Origin of the sequence: Limosilactobacillus sp. DJ3M12 (assembly GCF_947381695.1) — a bacterium.
GTDB classification, from domain to species: Bacteria; Bacillota; Bacilli; order Lactobacillales; family Lactobacillaceae; genus Limosilactobacillus; species Limosilactobacillus kinnaridis.
The window spans coordinates 1-1,080 of record NZ_CANCWY010000055.1; the positions used below are offsets into that span (position 1 = coordinate 1).

Consider the following 1,080-nt stretch of genomic DNA (forward strand, 5'->3'; position numbering starts at 1 on the left):
GATGATGCTTTAACTAAGAAATTAGATGACATCAAAGCTAACACCAAGTTAACTGACGACGAGAAAGCTAAGTTAACTAATGACGCCAACACTGCTGCAAATAACGCTAAGGCTGCAATTGATGCTGCCACTAAAGACGCTGATGTTACTAAAGCTAAGAACACTGGTGTTGATAACATTAACAACGTTAATGTTCCTACTACTTCTGCAACTAAGGATGCTGCTAACAAGGCAATCGATGATGCTTTAACTAAGAAATTAGATGACATCAAAGCTAACACCAAGTTAACTGACGACGAGAAAGCTAAGTTAACTAATGACGCCAACACTGCTGCAAATAACGCTAAGGCTGCAATTGATGCTGCCACTAAAGACGCTGATGTTGAATCAGCTAAGAACACTGGTGTTGAAAAGATTAACAACATTAATGTTACTTCTGCCACTAAAGCTGATGCTAAGGCTGCCATCGATCAAGCTGCTAAGGCTAAGAACGCTGCAATCGATGCTTCAAACTTAACTGCTGAAGAAAAGGATACTTTGAAGCAGACAGTTGCTGGTGAAGTTCAAACAGCTAAGGCTGCAATTGATGCTGCCACTAAAGACGCTGATGTTGAATCAGCTAAGAACACTGGTGTTGAAAAGATTAACAACATTAATGTTACTTCTGCCACTAAAGCTGATGCTAAGGCTGCCATCGATCAAGCTGCTAAGACTAAGGACGCTGCAATCGATGCTTCAAACTTAACTGCTGAAGAAAAGGATACTTTGAAGCAGACAGTTGCTGGTGAAGTTCAAACAGCTAAGGCTGCAATTGATGCTGCCACTAAAGACACTGATGTTAAGACAGCGCAAACCACTGGTGAAGAGGCTATTAACAACATTAATGTTCCTGCTACTTCTGCAACTAAAGATGCTGCTAAGAATGCCATCGATCAAGCTGCTAAGGCTAAGAACGATGCAATCGATGCTTCAAACTTAACTGCTGAAGAAAAGGCTGATTTGAAGCAGACAGTTGCTGCTGAAGGTCAAAAAGCTAAGGCTGCAATTGATGCTGCCACTAAAGACGCTGATGTTAAGACA

The 1,080-nt window shown here is 41.3% G+C and carries 1 protein-coding gene; it reads left to right on the forward strand.

Annotated features, from left to right (window positions below):
• A partial coding sequence (locus QOS06_RS10635; protein WP_283596038.1) for a DUF1542 domain-containing protein occupies nt 1–1,080 on the forward strand: 1,080 nt, incomplete at both ends.